This window comes from Streptomyces longispororuber (assembly GCF_024448165.1).
Lineage (GTDB): Bacteria > Actinomycetota > Actinomycetes > Streptomycetales > Streptomycetaceae > Streptomyces > Streptomyces longispororuber_A.
On record NZ_JAMOLN010000249.1, the window covers coordinates 1 to 14,111 of the forward strand.

12 protein-coding genes are annotated in these 14,111 nt (G+C 75.2%); 4 read left to right on the forward strand and 8 right to left on the reverse strand.

Going from position 1 to position 14,111, the window contains the following annotated elements; all coding sequences use genetic code 11:
- Positions 1–1,160: MFS transporter (locus tag M4J07_RS41660; RefSeq protein WP_255981293.1), on the reverse strand; the 1,160-nt coding region annotated here is incomplete at its 3' end.
- Between the two features lie 81 nt (positions 1,161–1,241).
- Here M4J07_RS41660 and treY point away from each other — a divergent pair.
- Positions 1,242–3,629 (forward strand): malto-oligosyltrehalose synthase, encoded by a 2,388-nt coding sequence (gene treY / locus M4J07_RS41665; protein ID WP_255981295.1) that lies wholly within the window; start codon positions 1,242–1,244, stop codon positions 3,627–3,629.
- Here the strand turns inward: treY and M4J07_RS41670 are convergent.
- Positions 3,589–4,752, reverse strand: a complete 1,164-nt coding sequence (locus M4J07_RS41670; protein ID WP_255981297.1) for a cytochrome P450 — start codon at positions 4,750–4,752, stop codon at positions 3,589–3,591. The genes treY and M4J07_RS41670 overlap by 41 nt on opposite strands.
- Before the next feature lie 737 nt (positions 4,753–5,489).
- Here M4J07_RS41670 and M4J07_RS41675 point away from each other — a divergent pair.
- Entirely contained in the window at positions 5,490–6,731 is a 1,242-nt protein-coding gene (locus M4J07_RS41675; protein ID WP_255981299.1) for a M14 family zinc carboxypeptidase, read from the forward strand.
- Between the two features lie 22 nt (positions 6,732–6,753).
- On the opposite strand, the gene M4J07_RS41680 is transcribed toward M4J07_RS41675, so the two are convergent.
- Entirely contained in the window at positions 6,754–7,203 is a 450-nt protein-coding gene (locus M4J07_RS41680) for an SSI family serine proteinase inhibitor (RefSeq protein ID WP_255981301.1), read from the reverse strand.
- Positions 7,204–7,330: 127 nt separating this feature from the next.
- Positions 7,331–7,882 carry an FHA domain-containing protein gene (locus M4J07_RS41685; protein ID WP_255981303.1) on the reverse strand — a complete coding sequence of 184 codons (552 nt, stop codon included), beginning with the start codon at positions 7,880–7,882 and terminating at the stop codon, positions 7,331–7,333.
- A gap of 188 nt (positions 7,883–8,070) precedes the next feature.
- Here M4J07_RS41685 and treZ point away from each other — a divergent pair, with 188 nt between their 5' ends.
- Positions 8,071–9,816, forward strand: coding sequence for a malto-oligosyltrehalose trehalohydrolase (gene treZ, locus M4J07_RS41690; protein ID WP_255981305.1), 1,746 nt, complete (start codon positions 8,071–8,073; stop codon positions 9,814–9,816).
- Between the two features lie 337 nt (positions 9,817–10,153).
- On the opposite strand, the gene M4J07_RS41695 is transcribed toward treZ, so the two are convergent.
- The 3 genes from M4J07_RS41695 to M4J07_RS41705 all read right to left on the reverse strand — a co-directional run bounded on the left by M4J07_RS41695 (position 10,154) and on the right by M4J07_RS41705 (position 12,921).
- The gene (locus tag M4J07_RS41695) at positions 10,154–11,068 is read right to left on the reverse strand and encodes a phosphotransferase family protein (protein WP_255981307.1); all 915 of its coding nucleotides are present in this window, start codon (positions 11,066–11,068) and stop codon (positions 10,154–10,156) included.
- Between the two features lie 6 nt (positions 11,069–11,074).
- Entirely contained in the window at positions 11,075–12,202 is a 1,128-nt protein-coding gene (locus M4J07_RS41700; protein ID WP_255981309.1) for an aminopeptidase P family protein, read from the reverse strand.
- 95 nt (positions 12,203–12,297) lie between these two features.
- On the reverse strand, positions 12,298–12,921 hold the full coding sequence (locus M4J07_RS41705; RefSeq protein WP_255981312.1) for a LysE family translocator: 624 nt from the start codon (positions 12,919–12,921) through the stop codon (positions 12,298–12,300).
- A gap of 150 nt (positions 12,922–13,071) precedes the next feature.
- Between M4J07_RS41705 and M4J07_RS41710 the strand changes: the two genes are divergently transcribed.
- Positions 13,072–13,824 (forward strand): metallophosphoesterase, encoded by a 753-nt coding sequence (locus M4J07_RS41710; protein ID WP_255981314.1) that lies wholly within the window; start codon positions 13,072–13,074, stop codon positions 13,822–13,824.
- Between the two features lie 22 nt (positions 13,825–13,846).
- On the opposite strand, the gene M4J07_RS41715 is transcribed toward M4J07_RS41710, so the two are convergent.
- Positions 13,847–14,111, reverse strand: a 265-nt coding sequence (locus M4J07_RS41715) for a PDZ domain-containing protein (protein WP_255981316.1), incomplete at its 5' end; no start/stop codon positions are given.

Below are 14,111 nucleotides of genomic sequence, written 5' to 3' on the forward strand. Positions count from 1 at the left end.
AACGCGGCGGCGGGCCCGTGGGCCTGTGCGAGGCGGCCCGCCACGGCGAGCGTGACGGCCTGCCCGCCGACGAACGCGCTCGCGGCGACCGTCATGCCCTCGGCGAGCCGGGCGCGCGGCACGGCGCGCTCGGTGAGCCCGAACCCGGTGATCAGGTTGGGGGCGAACAGGGCGCCGAAGAGGGTCACGACGACGTACAGGAGCGGCATGCTGTGCGTGACGATCAGCGGCAGCGACAGGAGCGCGGCGGCGCCGGTGGCGACGCGCCAGCGGGCGGGCAGCGCGAACCGCTCGGGCACCGCCGCCATGGCCAGGCCGACGACGGCGCTCATGACGCCCATGGCGGCGTAGACGAGCCCCGCCTGGTCCTCGTGACCCAGCTCCTGGGTGAGCGCGGTGATGCCGGCGCCGCAGCCGCCCAGCAGGACGCCGAGGAGGACGAGCCCGACGCGCACCACGTGGACCTGGCGCGGCATCCGGGTCCGCTCCCCGCTCCGCGCGCGCGGCCGGCCGTCCGCGGCGGCCCGGGGCACGGCGGCGGCCGTCGGGTGCACGGCGAAGGCGGTGCCGCAGACGGCGACCAGGAGGGCGGCGGCGCCGAACGCGTAGGCGGGGTGCGCGACCACGGCGGCGACGCCGATCAGGGCGGGGCCCAGCACGAAGGACAGTTCGTCCATCGTCGACTCCAGGGACAGCACGGCGTTCACGGCCCGTTCGTCGCCGCCCGCGCGGCGCACGAGGGCGACGCCGCGAGCGCGCGCGAGGGGGCCGATCCCGGGCACGGTGGCACCCGCGAGGACGCCGAGCGCGACCAGCAGGGGCGTCGGCAGGTCCCGCAGGGCGCCGAGCGTGTAGCCCGCCACGGCCAGGGAGTTCGCCAGGGCGAAGGCGAGCACGACGAGGCGCTGGCCGCGCCGGTCGGCGAGGCGTCCCACGAAAGGGCCCATGGCGACCTGGCCGAGCGCGAGGGCGCAGGCGACGGTGCCGCCGGTGGCGAGGGAGCCGCTGGTGCGGGTGACGAGGAGGACGCTGCCGAACTGGATCACCGCCACCGGCAGCCGTCCCAGGAAGGACACCAGGGGCAGCAGCCGCCCGGTCACCGCCAGCACCTGCCGGTACGTGTCGAGGGTGCTCGGTGCTTTCGTGGAGGTGCCGGTCATCGTCCGAAACTAGCGAGGTCCATTCGGGGCCATGTATGCGGTGATGACACGAAACGCGGCCCAAGGGGTACGTAGGTTCGCATGACGCCTCAGCATCCGACGGCCACGTACCGGCTCCAGCTCCAGCCGGACTTCGGCTTCGCGGCGGCCGCGGCCGCCGTCCCGTACCTCGCCTCCCTCGGGGTCTCGCACCTGCACCTGTCCCCCGTCCTGGAAGCCGTGCCCGGGTCGGTCCACGGGTACGACGTCGTGGACCACGCGCGCGTGCGCGAGGAGCTGGGCGGCGAGGCGGGGCTGCGCGCGCTGGCCCGCACCGCGCGGGGGCACGGCCTCGGACTGGTGGTGGACGTCGTGCCCAACCACATGGCGGCGTCCGTGCGGCACAACGCACCGCTGCGGGACGTACTGCGGCACGGCCCTTCCTCGCCGTACGCGCGCTGGTTCGACATCGACTGGGCGGCGCAGGACGGCCGGGTCCTGCTGCCGGTGCTCGCCCGCCATGTGGGCGACGAACTGGACCACTTGACGGTGGACGGCGACGTACTGCGCTACTACGAGCACGAGTTCCCGCTGCGCGACGGCACGCGGGGGCTGCCGCTGCCGCGGCTCCTGGACGCCCAGTGGTACCGCCTGTCCTGGTGGCGGCTCGCGCGCACGGAGCTCAACTACCGGCGCTTCTTCACGATCTCGGACCTGATCGGCGTGCGCGTGGAGGACCCGGAGGTCTTCGACGCCACCCATGCGACGGTGCTGCGGCTGCTGCGCGAGGGGGTCGTGGACGGGCTCCGGGTCGACCACCCCGACGGACTGGCCGACCCGGGCGCCTACCTGCAGCGGCTGAGCGAGGCGACGGGCGGCCGGTGGACCGTCGTCGAGAAGATCCTGGCGGACGGCGAGCCGCTGCCCGCGGCGTGGCCGGTGGCCGGCACCACCGGCTACGACGCGCTGCGGCACGTCGACGGCCTGTTCGTCGACCCGGCGGGCGCCGACCAGCTCCTCGGCCTGTTCCGGCGGTTCACGGGCGCCGCGGCCGACCAGGGCGGCGAGTGGCCGGCCACCGCGCGGCGCGCCGGGCGGCGGGTCGTCACGCACGAGCTCGCGGCGGAGGTGGACCGGCTGACGCGCGAGGCGGTCGCGCTGTGCGCCGTGGAGCCGGACCTGCGCGACCACGCGCCGTGGGCGCTGCGCGCGGCCCTGTGCGAGCTGCTGGTGCGGGTGCCGGTGTACCGGCCGTACGCGACCGGGGGCGCCGACCCGGGGACGGTCCTGACGGCCGCAGCGGCGGCGGAGGCCGAGGAGGCGTTCGCGGTGCCCGAGGAGGCGCGGGCGGTGCGCGCCGTACGGGAGTTGGCGCTCGGCCGGCGCGGCGAAGGACCGCGGCACACGGCGTTCCGCGCCCGGTTCGCGCAGACCGCGTCGGCGCTGCGCGCCAAGTCGGTCGAGGACGCGGCGTTCTACCGGTTCACGCCGCTCCTGTCGGCCCTGGAGGTCGGCGGCTGCCCGGAGACTCCCGCGGTGCCGGCCGGGACGTTCCACGCGTACTGCGCGCGCGTGCAGCGGGACTGGCCCTACACGGCGACGGCGCTGTCCACGCACGACACCAAGCGCAGCGCCGACGTGCGGGCGGGCATCGCGGTCCTCACGCAGTGCCCGGAGCGGTGGGAGACGCTGCTGGCCGAGGTGACGGAGCGGACCGCGCACGGCGGCGGCACGAGCGCACCCGACCCGCAACTGGCGTGGGCGGCCTGGCAGTCGGTGGCCGGGCTCGGCCCCGCCGAACCGGAGCGGCTCCAGCAGGCGATGCTCAAGCACGCGCGCGAGGCGGGCCTGTTCACCACGTGGACGGAGCAGGACGCCGCCTACGAGAGCGCCGTGCGCGACTTCGTGGCGTCCGGCCCGTGCGGCCCGCCCGGGGACGCGGTGCTGCGCCTGATGGCCGGGCTGGAGCCCCACGTGCGGGCCAACGTCCTGGGCGCGGCCCTGGTCCACCTCACGATGCCGGGTGTGCCGGACCTCTACCAGGGCACCGAGCACGAGTACCGCGCCCTGGTGGACCCCGACAACCGGGCGCCCGCCCGGTTCGACGGGAAGGACGGCGGGCCGCTCTCCGCGGAGAAGGCGGCGCTCACCGGGACCGCCCTGCGGCTGCGCGCGGAGCACCCCGAGTGGTTCGGCGGCGCGGGCACGTACGAGGCGCTGCCTGCCGAGGGCCCGGGCGCTGCGCACTGCCTGGGCTACGGGCGGTCGGGCCGGGTGGTCGTGGCGGTGACCCGGCTGTCGCTGCGGCTGGCCGGGGCGGGCGGCTGGCGGGACACGGAGCTGCCGCTGCCGGACGGCGAGTGGTCCGAACTGCTGGTTCCCGGAAGGCGGTTCAGCGGGCGCGTACGGGTGGCCGAGCTGTTCGCGGGGCTGCCCGTGGCGCTGCTGGTCAGCGCAGCCGGACCAGGAGGGCGGCCGGCGACCGGGTGAGCAGGCCTTCGTGGACGGGCCGGAAGCCCGGGGCCCAGGCCATCGCGGGCAGCGCCGCGAGGAGGGCGCGCAGGCCCGACCCCGCGGTCAGGCGGGCGAGCTGGACGCCGAGGCAGCGGTGGCGGCCCGCGCCGAAGGCCAGTTGGCCGGGGGCGGCGCGGAACACGTCGTAGCGGTCGGGGTCGGCGAACCGGGTCGCGTCGCGGCCGGCCGAGCCGACCAGGCACGCCACGGTGGCGCCCGCGGGTATCGTGCCGCCGCTGACCGCGACGGGGGCGAGGGCGCGGCGCAGCACGACGTGGACGGCCGGGTCCCGGCGCAGCGACTCGGCCCAGGCGGCGTCGGCGAGGTCGGGCCGGGACCGGACGAGCGCCAACTGGCCCGGGTGGTCGAGCAGGTTGGCGAGGAACGAGGCCAGGGCCCGGTCGGTGGCCTCGCCGCCCGCGCCGAGCAGCGTCGCCACGAGTCCGGTGACCGCCTCGTCGGACAGCGGGCGCCCGTCGGCCCGCGCGGTGCACAGGACCGACAGGAGGTCGTCGCCGGGGCGCACCCGGCGGCGGGTGACGTGGGGGCGCAGGAAGGCGTCGAGGTCGCCAGGGGCGCCGCCCAGGTGGGTCAGGCCCGCGCGGCACCACGCGGTGACGCGGGCGGTGTCCTCGGGGGGCAGGCCGAGCGCGGCCACCACGGCGGCGGCGGGCAGCCAGTGGCAGAACTCCTCGACCAGGTCGGCCTCCTGGTGCCGGACGAGGCGGCGGGCCAGCACGTAGGCGGTCCGTTCGACGCCCGCCTTGAGCACGGCCAGGGCCCGGCCCTGCAGGGCCGGGGAGACCAGCGCGCGGTGCGCTGCGTGGGTGGCCTCTTCCAGGTGGGCGAGCGTGCGGCCCGGCGGCGGGGCGACGAGGCGCGGGTCGGCGAGGGCCGAGCGCACGTCCACGTAGCGGCTCAGGAGCCAGGCCCCGAAGGGCTCGTCGTACAGGAGGGGCCGGGTGTCCCTGAGCGTGCGGTACAGCGGGTACGGGTCACGGACGACGGCCGGGTCCACGAGGCTCGGCGGCGCGGCGGCCGGGGATGCCGCGGCGCGGGCTGACGCGGGCCGGGAGGCGGGTCCGGGAGGGCACAGCACCGCGGGCCTCCCACTCTCTGCGTGCTTCTGCGTGTCGCTGGTGTCTCTGGATGTCTCTGGTTCCGCTGGATGTCTCTGGTTCCGCTGGGTGCCTCTGGGTGCCGGTGTGCGCACCGTGCTCCGCGCGGCTGCTTCCCAGCGGACCACCGCGGGCCGCGCCGCGCCCTCCCCGTACGGCCGTACGAGTGACGGGGGCGACGCTCCGTGGCGGTCGTGCGGTGCCGCGCGGCGGCGGTCGGGCACCCGCCACGGAGGGCCTTGAGCCCGCCGCTGCGGCCCTCGGGGCGGTCGGGCGGGACTCTGTGCCACCGGGCCGCCGGAACCGCCGGAGACGGCCGTGGCGGGATCCGCGCCGTCGCCCCGTCCGCACGGTCGCGAAGACCGGGCGAACGACCTGCCTGTGACGGACGCGGCCGGGGCATGCTGCAAGAAAAGGGAGATGACGTGAGGATCGTCGCGGCGCAGGGCGTCGGCGGGCCCCAGAGGCGTCCGACCGGCCCCCGACGGGCCGGAGACGATCGCGGCGGGCGGGCCCCGCGCCGGGCGGGAGACCGGAACAGGGGACGTGACACGGCACATCCACGTGCTCCCCGCCCGCCTCGGGGCGGACCGGGAAACGTTCCCCGCGCGCGCGGGGCGCGACCCGCGCCTGCCTCGAGCATCGGTATAGGCCTTCTTGACAGGCGTGGCCCGGCGTGGGGTACTGCGGATTGCTGACGCCGGGAGCACCAACGGGGGTGAGTCACCTGACGGAGCAGCGGTACCCCACCTCGGCCGAACTGGTCCAGTCAGCGCGGGAGCTGGCGACTCATCGACCCGACCTGTGCCGGCTACGCACGGTCGGCACATCACGCGCGGGACGCGATCTGTACCTGCTGTCCGTCGGGCACGACCGGCGGACGGTCCTCGTCGTCGCGGGCGCGCACGCGAACGAGCCGACGGGCGGCCCCACCGCGCTGCACCTCGCCGAACGCGCCCTCCTGGACCGGGCGTTGAGAGCCGACCGGTCCTGGCACTTCCTGCTCTGCGCCGACCCCGACGGCGCGGCCCTGCACGGCACCCCCGCGCCGCGCAGCCTGCTCGACTACCACCGGCGCTTCTTCCGCCCCGCGGGTCCCGAGCAGCCCGAGTGGTCCCCCTCGGTGCTGCCGCCCGACCGGCTGCCGCCCGAGACGAAGGCGCTCACCGGCGTCATCGACGCACTGCGCCCCTACCTCCAGGTGTCCCTGCACGGCACCGAACTGGGCGGCAGCTGGGTGCAGTTGACCCGGGACATCCCGGGGCTCGCCGAGCCGTTCGCGAAGTCGGCGGCGGAACTGCACATACCGGTCGAGACGGGCGCGTCGGACGCGGCGGGCTGGCCCGCGTCGGGTCCGGGCGTCCACGTGATGCCGGACCCGGACGCGCAGGCCGCGTTCCCGAGCCTGCCGGACGACGCCCGGCACTCCACCTGGCACCACGCCCACCGCTACGGCGGCTCGACGGCGATCGTCGAAGTGCCGATGTGGGCCAGCGACCTGGTCGACGACCCGGCCCCGCACCCGTCGCCCGAGCGGGCGCTGCGCAGGCTCTCGGCCCGGCTGAGCCGGGACACCCGGCTCGTCGAGGAGATCCTCGCGGAGGCGCTGCCCCGGCTGCCCGACACCGGCGGTCCGCTGCTGCGGGCGGCGCGCTGGGCGCTGAGCCTGGTGCCGGGGCTCGCGGACGACTGGGTCCAGCCGCCCCCACCGGACGCGACGATGGCGTACGTGGGCAGCATCGACGCGTTCGCCCGGCGGCTGCCGCTGCGCGCCGCCTCGATGCTGCTGCGGGTCCTGGAGGAGGCCGACGACCTGGCCGCGCCCCGGCTCGACGCCCTGGTGACGCGCTGGTGCGACGTGTACGCGGACCGGTTCGGGGCGCGCTGGGTGCCGGTGGAGCACCAGGTCGAGCACCAGGCCAGGACGACGATCGCGGCGGTCCGGCACGCCCAGGGCTGACGGGCGGGCAGGTCAGGTCAGGTCACTGGTCGAACGTGAAGACCGAGCCCGTGGAGGCGTGCAGGGTGCACGCGTTGGCGAAGTTGTGCGCGTAGACGACGCGGCGGCCGTTCCACATGCCGAACGCGTACGCCGTGACCGGCTGGTAGACCATGGTGCAGGCGGTGTCCGCGACCGGGATCGCGGCGATGTCGCCCCCGGCGGCGGCCAGTTCGCGGCAGGCCCGCTCCCCGCCGGAGCGGCCCGTTCCGACACCCTCGTCGGCTCCTTCACCTGCGGGGCAGCGCAGCAGCGCGTGCCGGACGTCGCCGGTGGGGCCGTCGCCCTGCATGACGGAGACCCGGACCCAGTTGCCGGCCGGCGGCTCGGGCGGGGCCGCCTGCGCGGGTCCGGCGAGCGCACCGAGCAGGGCGCCCGCGGCCGCCGTGACCGCCAGGACGCCGCGGGTCTTCGTGAGCGTGGCAGAGGCCATGGATGTCACCGTTCCTCGCGTTCGGGATGCGCGGGCGTCCGCCCGTGCCGCTGGATCCCTCGCCACGGCGGACCCGCGACACAGCAGGCGCGGGGCGTCATCCACTCGAACGGGACGCCGGGAACGGTCAGTCGGCGGAGAGCCGGAACGACATCCGGCCGAAGGCGACCTGGTCGCCGTCCTGGACCACCGCGGCGCCGATCACTCTGCGGCCGTTCACGGACGTGCCGTTCGTGGAGCCCAGGTCGCGCAGCACCCACATGCCGCCCTGGCGGCTCAGCTCGGCGTGCACCCGGGAGACCGACTCGTGACTGAGCCGCAGCCCGTTGGCCGGGTCGCGGCCGATGCGCAGCGGGTACGGGTTGACGACCGGCGGCAGCAGCAGCTTCGGCAGCCGCTCCACGGTCCACGCCCTGCGCAGTCGCACCGTGAACCCGGAGACCGCTCCCACGGCGCCGAACAGCGCCCGCGTCCAGCCCTTCTCGGTGTGCAGGTCGGCGGTGAGCGCGGCGAGTTCGTCGGTGCGGCGGGCGGTGAGCGCCAGCTCCACGCGGCGCACGAACGTGTCGTGCGAGAGCCGGCCGAGCGCGACCCCGTCCCTGAGCACCTTCAGCGCACGGTCCCGCTCGGCGTCGGACAGCCGCGCCGGGTGCGTGTGGTGTTCGAAGGAGGACGTCACGGTGGTGATTGTCGGGCAGCGCGGCCGGGGTGTCCAGAAAACGAAGTGCGTCACCCCCGTCCCGGGTCCCGCGCGGGACGTCCCTTTTCGTGTGAGACGGGCCGCACCTCGCGGAATCGGCCCCGCGACGATCAAGCGTGACGCACCATGGACGCGCAGTCACCGGCCACAGACGAGGGGAACCGTCCGTGCACTTCGAGGTGTGGGCACCACAGGCCGAGCGGGTCACGCTCCACGGAGCGGGCGTCACCGGCGCGTTGGAGCGGGACCGGGACCGGCCTGGCTGGTGGGCCGGGCAGGCGGACGCCACGGACGGGACGCGGTACGGCTTCGCGCTCGACGACGGGCCCGTGCTGCCCGACCCGCGCTCGCGCCGCCAGCCCGACGGTCCCGACGGGCTGAGCGCGGTCGTCGACCACCGCAGGTACGCGTGGCGCGCCGACTGGGCGGGGCGCGGGCTGACCGGCGCCGTCCTGTACGAGCTGCACGTGGGCACGTACACGCGGGAGGGCACGCTCGACGCGGCGGCCGAGCGCCTCGGCCACCTGGCCGAACTGGGCGTCACGCACGTCGAGTTGATGCCGCTGTGCCCCGTGCCGGGACGGCACGGCTGGGGCTACGACGGCGTCAGCCTGTGGGCGGTGCACGAGCCGTACGGCGGGCCGGAGGCGCTGAAGCGTTTTGTCGACACCGCGCACGAGCACGGTCTCGGGGTCGTCCTCGACGTCGTGCACAACCACCTGGGCCCGTCCGGCAACCACCTGTCCGCGTACGGCCCGTACTTCACCGACACCCACCACACACCGTGGGGCAGCGCGGTGAACCTGGACGCGCCCGGCTCCGACGAGGTCCGCGCGTTCCTGATCGGCAGCGCGCTCGCCTGGCTGCGCGACTACCGCGTCGACGGGCTGCGCCTGGACGCGATCCACGAGCTCCACGACCGGCGGGCCCTGCCGTTCCTGGAGGAGCTGTCGGCGGCCGTCGACGGGCTCGCCGGGCAGCTGGACCGTCCGCTGTTCCTGATCGGCGAGTCCGACCTCGGCGACCCCCGGGTCGTCACGCCGCGCACCGAGGGCGGTCTCGGTCTGCACGCGCAGTGGAACGACGACGTGCACCACGCGATCCACGCCGCCGTCACCGGTGAACGGCAGGGCTACTACGCGGACTTCGCGCGCGCCCCGCTCGCGGCCGTCGCCAAGACGCTCACTCACGGCTTCTTCCACGACGGCACGTTCTCGTCGTTCCGCGACCGGCACCACGGGCGTCCGCTGGACCGCACCCGGGTCCCGGCGCACCGTCTCCTCGCCTACACGCAGACGCACGACCAGGTCGGCAACCGCGCGCAGGGCGACCGGCTCTCGGCCTCCCTCTCCCCCGGTCTGCTGGCGTGCGCGGCGACGCTCGTCCTGACGGGACCGTTCACGCCGATGCTGTTCATGGGCGAGGAGTGGGCGGCCGGCACGCCGTGGCAGTACTTCACGGACCACACGGATCCGGGGCTCGCCGATGCCGTGCGCAAGGGCAGACGGCGGGAGTTCGCGGCGCACGGGTGGGCCGAGGAGGACGTGCCCGATCCGCAGGACCCCGCCACGCGCGAGCGGTCCTGTCTCGACTGGTCCGAGCCCGGGACGGGGCACCATGCGCGGGTGCTCGCGTGGTACCGGGAGCTGATCGCCCTGCGGCGCGCCCGGCCGGATCTGCAGGATCCGGATCTGGCGGCGGTGCGGGTCGCGTACGACGAGGAGGCCCGGTGGATCGCCTACCGGCGCGGTGATCTGCGGGTGGCGGTGAACCTGTCCGGCTCACCGGTGTCGATTCCGCTGGGCCGGCCCGTGGCGCAGGTCCTGGCGGCGTGGGACCCGGTGGAACTCCCCGGCCCCGCCGGCACCCTGACGGTCCCTCCGGAGTCGAGCGTGATCGCGGTGGCCCCGTAGCCCACCCGGCCGGGCGAGCGTCCGCGAAGGGCGACTGCGTCTGCCGCGCGGATCTTTCGTCGCGGGCTGCGGGCCGGTGGGGGCTGGTCGCACAGTTCCCCGCGCCCCTGGGGCATGCGGCTTCGCCGCTGCCCCGTCGGGCGCCCCCTGAGATGGCGCACGAAGTGTGCCTTCAGGGGCGCGGGGAACTGCGCGAGCAACCCCCGCACACCCGCAGTCCGCGACGAAAGACCCGCCCGGCAGACGCAGTCGGCATGTCAGGGGCCGGGGAACTGCGCGAGAAGCCCCCACCGGCCCGCGGCCCGCGACGAAAGAGGAACCCGGCAGACGGAGACGCTCACCCCTCCGACACCAGCTCCAGCAGAATCGCCTCCCACGCCCGCTCCAACTGCACGCGCAGCAACCCCACCGGACTCGCCCCGTCCGCCCCGTACAACCGATCCGCGAGCCGCACCACCGCATCGCACCGCGCCAGCCACAACCCCCGCAGACACACCCGCGGCCCGTACCCGGCGAGCGTCGCGGACCGGACGGCGGCCCGCGCCCCCACCGCGATCGCCAGCCCCGCGATGTCCTCCGCCGGATCACCCACCACCGCGTCGGCCCAGTCCAAGACCCCCCGCACCCGCCCGTCCGCCGACACCGTCAGGTGCTCGCCCTTGAGGTCGTGGTGGACGAGCACCGCGTCGGCCTGCGGCCCGAGCTGCACCACGGCGTGCCCGGTCAGCTGCCGCAGGCGCTCCGCGTCGAACTCGCCGTCCCCGTCCAGCTTCCGGGCCGCGGCGCCCGCCGCCCGCCGCAGGTTCTCCAGCGAGCGCGGCGCCGCCTTCGGCACTCCGAGCGCCACGGCCCGGCCGACCGGCACCGCCCGCAACCCGGTGAGCAGCCCCGCGAGGTCCTCCTCGCCGGCCGCGGTGACATCACGCCCCTCCGCCGACTCGCCGGCCAGCCGGGTGTCGAGGGCGTACGCGAGACCCGGCGCCCACTCCCCGGCGGCGACGCACGCGGGCACGGCGACGGTGACGTAGGGGCGGACGAGGTCACGGACGCGGACCTCGCGGCGCAGTCCTGGCGAGATCCGCCCGTCGGGCGCGAGCCGCAGCACGTGCTGGGCGCCGACCCACCAGGTGGAGTGCTCGCCGCCCTCGGTGACGGGGCGCACCTCGATGGCGCCGCCGTCCTGGAGGAGGCTCTCCAGGAGGCGGCGCACCGTGTCCGTGTCGGCGGTCGGCTGTTCCGGGGTCGGCGGCATGGCGGGTCAGCCGACGACGGCCAGCTCGCGCGCGGTGCTGTTGAGGCGCCGGCCGCCGTCCTCGGTGACGGTGACGATGTCCTCGATGCGGACGCCGAAGCGGCCGGGCAGGTAGATCCCCGGCTCGACGGAGAAGCACATGCCGGGCACCAGCTCCTGCTCCTCGCCCTCGATCATGTACGGGGGTTCGTGCGTGGTGACGCCGATGCCGTGTCCGGTGCGGTGGATGAAGTACTCGCCGTACCCGGCGTCGGTGATGACCTTGCGGGCGACGCGGTCGACGTCCTGGCAGGCGATGCCGGGCCGCACGGCGTCGCAGGCGGCGGTCTGCGCCTCGCGGACGACGTCGTGGACCCTGCGTTCCTCGGCGGTGGGTTCGCCGACGTGCACGGTGCGGGTCGTGTCGGATCCGTAGCCGTGCTTGAGGCCGCCGAAGTCGAGGACGACCATGTCGCCGTCCTGGATGACGCGGTCGCTCGCCTCGTGGTGCGGGTTGGCGCCGTTGGGTCCGGACCCGACGACGGTGAAGTCGACCTGCGAGTGTCCGAACTGCCGGAGCAGCGCGGCGAGTTCGCGGGCGATGTCGTTCTCCTCGCGGCCCGCGAACGTGACCTTCCTGATCTCCTCGTACGTGGCGTCGGCGGCGGCGCCCGCGGCGGCGAGGCGCTCCAGTTCGGCGGCGTCCTTGACGGCACGCAGCATGGGGAGCGCCTCGGTCAGGGACACGTACGAGGTGTCGGGCAGCGTCTTCTGCAGGCCCAGCAGGTGCATCGCCCAGGCGTTGTCGCTGACGCCGAAGCGGCCGGAGACGTCGAGCAGCGGGGCGGCGACCCCGTACGGGTCGACGCCGTCGGTCCAGTCGCGCAGCGCCATCGCGCCGGCGCCCGCGGCCTTCGCGGCGTCGGGGGCCTCCAGCTTGGGGACGACGAGCGTGGGCTCCTGTCCCGCGGCGAGGACGAGGAGGGTGAGCCGCTCGGTGTCGGCGGGCACGTGGTAGCCGGTGAGCCAGACCAGGTCGGGGCCCGGCGCGACCAGTACTCCGGCGAGCCCGGCGTCGGCGGCGGACTGCGCGGCCCGGTCCATGCGGGCCTTGTAGTCGGCGGCGGTGAAGGGCGCGGGTGTACCGGTCGTCATGTCCGGGCCTCCGTACGGATGCGGGTGTGCGGGTCTACGGGCAGCATCCTGCCCGCCCGTGCGGGACGGCGCGAGTCCACCCCATGGCCATGGATTCACCCCTCAAGGGCGAGCCGGACACCGAGCAGCAGCAGGACGCCGCCGGAGACCTGCTCAAGGCGGCGGCGCACTCCGGCGCGGGACAGCACGTTCTTGAGCCGGCCCACGCACCACACGTAGAGGCCGTAGTAGCCGACCTCGTAGACGGCCCAGAGGGCGGCGAGGCCGATCATGGCGGGCAGGTGCGGGGCGCCGTGCGGCACGAACTGCGGCAGGAAGGACATCGCGAAGACGGCGGCCTTGGGGTTGGCGAGGTTGAGGAGCAGTCCGCCGCGGTAGGAGGCGAAGCCGCTCCTGGCCGGGGCCGCGGCGGTGTCGCCGAGCCCTTCATCCTTGGTGCGGCGGGCCTGGCGGAGGGTCTGGACGCCGAAGGCGACGAGGACGACGGCGCCGACGACACGGGTCACGGTGTACGCGGCCTCGGACGCGGCGAGCAGGGCGCTCAGCCCGAACGCGGCGACGACGCCCCACACGAAGACGCCCGTCTCGTTGCCGAGCACGGTCAGGAAGCCGGAACGGCGGCTGCGCAGCGACTCCTTGATGATCAGCACGGTGCTGGGGCCCGGTGAGGCGGCGATGAGGGTGCAGGCCCCGAGGAAGGCCAGGAGGGTGCTCAGCATGTGGCCATGGTGCGGTCGGAGCGGCCACCGGCACCAGTCATCAAGCAGGCGGGGCAGCCAATTAATGCATGGGCATTGCCCAGGCATTAGCTCTAATGGTTAGATCCTGGTTAACCGTTAGAGATCTCTGGAGCCCGAAGGACGTACGCCATGCTTGTGCTGGCCCAGATCAGCGATCTGCACCTGGACGGGACCCCGCGCGCCACGGAGCGGGCCCGCCGCGTCATGGACCACCTGCGGGCGCTGCCCGGTCCGGTGGACGCACTGCTCGTCACCGGCGACATCGCGGACCACGGCGCGGAGGCGGAGTACGAGGAAGCGGCCGAACTGCTCGGACTGCACGACGCCGACCGCCCGTTCCCCGTCCTGCCCTGCCCCGGCAACCACGACAGTCGCGGCCCCTACCGCAAGGCGCTGCTGCGCGAACCGGCCGGCGACGGCCCGGTCAACCGTGCGCACCGGGTGGGCGGGACGGCGATCCTGCTGTGCGACTCCAGCATTCCGGGCGCCGACGAGGGCGAGCTCGACGCGGAGACGTACGCCTGGATCGAGTCGGAGCTCGACGCGCTCGACGGCGGGACGCCGGCACTGCTCGCCTTCCACCACCCGCCGGTGGCGCTGCACCACCCGCTGCCGGACCGGTACCAGCTCGCCCGGCCCGGCTCCCTGGCGGGTCTGCTGGAGCGGCGTCCGGAGATCGCCGCGGTCATCACCGGGCACGCCCACACGCCGGCCTCGACCACCTTCGCCGGGCGGCCGCTGGTCGTGGGCCCCGGCGTGACGTGGACGCTGCGGCTGCCCTGGGAGGGCGAGCAGATCGCGGACCTGGACGCGCCGGTCGGTCTGGCGTTCCACATCCTGGACGACGAACGGCGGCTGACGACACACTTCCGGACCGTCTGACCGCTCCCGAGCCCGGCACGCGTCAGGTCACGACTCCGGGCGTCACCGCCAACTGCTGCCGCGCGCCGCTGTCATGACGGACCGTCATGACGAGCTGGTGTCCCGGGCGGGCGTCCCCGACGACGGCCGCCAGATCGCTCGCCGAGCCGATCTCCGCCGTGCCGAGGCGCACCAGGACGTCGCCGCGCACCAGTCCGGCCGTGTAGCCGGGACCCGGCACGTGGACGGCGACGACGAGCGCGCCGGGCCCCTTCGGCGCGTCGACGACCTCCACCCCGAGGCTGCCC

What these genes read in the sequence shown, in the direction of transcription:
- M4J07_RS41705 (WP_255981312.1), bottom strand. Translation starts at nt 12,921, where the DNA reads ATGCTGAGCACCCTCCTGGCCTTCCTCGGGGCCTGCACCCTCATCGCC.
- M4J07_RS41710 (WP_255981314.1), top strand. Translation starts at nt 13,072, where the DNA reads ATGCTTGTGCTGGCCCAGATCAGCGATCTGCACCTGGACGGGACCCCG.
- M4J07_RS41695 (WP_255981307.1), bottom strand. Translation starts at nt 11,068, where the DNA reads ATGCCGCCGACCCCGGAACAGCCGACCGCCGACACGGACACGGTGCGC.
- M4J07_RS41680 (WP_255981301.1), bottom strand. Translation starts at nt 7,203, where the DNA reads ATGGCCTCTGCCACGCTCACGAAGACCCGCGGCGTCCTGGCGGTCACG.
- treY (WP_255981295.1), top strand. Translation starts at nt 1,242, where the DNA reads ATGACGCCTCAGCATCCGACGGCCACGTACCGGCTCCAGCTCCAGCCG.
- M4J07_RS41700 (WP_255981309.1), bottom strand. Translation starts at nt 12,202, where the DNA reads ATGACGACCGGTACACCCGCGCCCTTCACCGCCGCCGACTACAAGGCC.